Genomic DNA, 2,219 nt, shown 5'->3' with positions numbered 1-2,219 from the left:
TGCGCACGGCTTCGGTGAGGATGCCGCCCTGGCCGTAACCGACATAGCCCGGCGGTGAGCCTTTCAGCTGCGACACCGTGTGCGGCTCCTGGTACTCGGACAGGTTGATGGTAATCAGGGATTTCTCGCCGCCGTACAGCACATCCGCCAGCGCCAGCGCGGTTTCGCTCTTACCGACGCCACTCGGGCCGACCAGCAGGAACACGCCCTGTGGGCCATTCTCTGACGTCAGCCCGGTCTTCGCCGCGCGCAGACGCTGGGCGATGGCATTCAGCGCCGCTTCCTGGCCGACCACACGCTTACCGATTTCAGCTTCCATGGTCAGCAGTTCGGTCTGTTCGTCCTTCATCAGCGAGGAGAACGGGACGCCGGTCCAGTCGGCAATCACGTTCGCCACGGTTCGGGTGTCCACATCCACCTGAACCAGCACGTCACCCTGCTGTACCTGCTCCAGTTGCTGTTGCAGGTCAGTAATTTCAGCCTGCTGACTGATATCCTGGCGGCTGGCCATCAGCTGCTGCGCCAGCGCCTTTTCGTTGCTGAAACGTGCTTCCTGCTCCGCAATACGCGCTTCCAGTTCAGCCCGCTGCTGCTCGATGGCAGCCAGGCGGTCGCCATGACGGTTGCTGCCGGCGGCGATATCTTCCAGCAGCGCCTGCTTCTCCATTTCAAGGGAGGTCATCTGCGAGCGGATGCGGGTCAACTGTTCGGGTACGGTATCGAGGCTCATACGCACGCGGGCTGCCGCCGTGTCGAGTAAATCAACAGCCTTGTCCGGCAGCTTGCGTCCGGTCAGATAACGGCGCGACAGCGTGACGGCAGCACGGACTGCATCGTCAGTGATATGCACGCCGTGGTGTTCCGCATAACGGGACTTCAGGCCCCTGAGCATCAGGCAGGCGGTGTCATCGTCCGGCTCATCCACTAACACCCGCTGGAAGCGGCGCTCCAGCGCGGCATCGCGTTCAACGTACTGTTTGTACTCGCTCCAGGTGGTGGCGGCGATGGTGCGCAGTTCACCACGCGCCAGTGCCGGTTTGAGCAGGTTGGCCGCATCTGCACCACCCGCCTGGTTGCCCGCGCCAATGATGGTGTGTGCTTCATCAATAAACAGCAAAATCGGGATTGGCGACTGCTGTACAGCATCGATGACGTTTTTCAGGCGCTGTTCGAACTCCCCTTTCACGCCCGCGCCCGCCTGCAACAGGCCGAGGTCGAGGGTGCGCAGAACGACTGTTTTCAGGCTTTCCGGGACGTTACCTTCTGAAATACGCAGCGCCAGCCCTTCCACCAGGGCGGTTTTACCGACACCCGGCTCGCCGACCAGAATTGGGTTGTTCTTGCGACGGCGCGAGAGAATATCCACCATCTGGCGGATTTCAGTATCACGGCCAAACACCGGGTCGATTTTGCCCTCTTTCGCTTTGGCGGTGACATCGAGGGTGAATTTATCCAGCGCGTTCTGCAGGGCCGGGGTCAGTTCCCCCTCTTTCAGTTCTGCACCCACCGGACGGCCGACCATTTCCACCTCACCACCGTGGCTCTGCGCAAGCTCTGCTTCCTGCTGCACTTCCGGGCGTTCATCCGACTGCCCATCCAGCAGCGGACGCAGGCGTTCCAGCTGATTCTGACCCAGCGTCAGCAGCGGCCACAGCCCGTCGCAGCGCACCAGGTTCTGTTTATCAACCAGCGCCATCAGCAGATGGATGCTGCGTATTTGTTCCTCGCCGTTAAGAGAAGCAATCAGCCAGGCTTCCTGTAGAAGAGACTGAATGGCATCAGACAGCTGCGGGCGTTGGTGAACTGAGCGCGGCTGCTTGTCCAGCCAGCCCAGCAAATCCTGCCACAGTGCATCCATATCCCACTCATAACGGCGCGCCAGCACCGTCAGGTCGCCCTCGCCCTGCTCCAGCAGTTTCAGCAGCCAGTGCTCAGGCAGAATTTCCGCATGGGCACGGGTCTGACAGAGCGAGGCAGCCCCTTCCAGCGCACGGGCACAGTAAGGGGTCAGACGTCGCAGCAGAATGGCCGGATTTTCCATGGTGTATTTTCTCCTGAATCATGCCTGGACACGCTACCGCCCATCGCTGTTTCCCGTGGCAGGGACCAAAGCGCATGCGGTCAGGCTGGCAGTTTGTGGGGTTCTTTGCTCAACGCCCGTCACGCAGGCGTTCAGCAAAGAAAAAGCGGGCAGAAGGGACTGCCCGTCAGGCGATTAC

2 protein-coding genes are annotated in these 2,219 nt (G+C 61.0%); one reads left to right on the top strand and one right to left on the bottom strand.

Translation table 11 applies throughout. The annotated features are described in order from the left end of the window. The coding region (locus EB241_RS20655; RefSeq protein WP_124234932.1) for an ATP-dependent Clp protease ATP-binding subunit at positions 1-2,041 on the bottom strand (2,041 nt) is incomplete at its 3' end. On the opposite strand from EB241_RS20655, the gene EB241_RS21710 reads away from it, so the two are divergent. Next, on the top strand, positions 2,040-2,219 hold a 180-nt coding region (locus tag EB241_RS21710), incomplete at its 3' end, for a hypothetical protein (protein ID WP_233592668.1). The genes EB241_RS20655 and EB241_RS21710 overlap by 2 nt on opposite strands.

The organism is Erwinia psidii (assembly GCF_003846135.1).
GTDB lineage: Bacteria > Pseudomonadota > Gammaproteobacteria > Enterobacterales > Enterobacteriaceae > Erwinia > Erwinia psidii.
The sequence above is the reverse complement of the archived record's forward strand: the minus strand, read 5'-3'. Positions and strand labels throughout refer to the sequence as shown.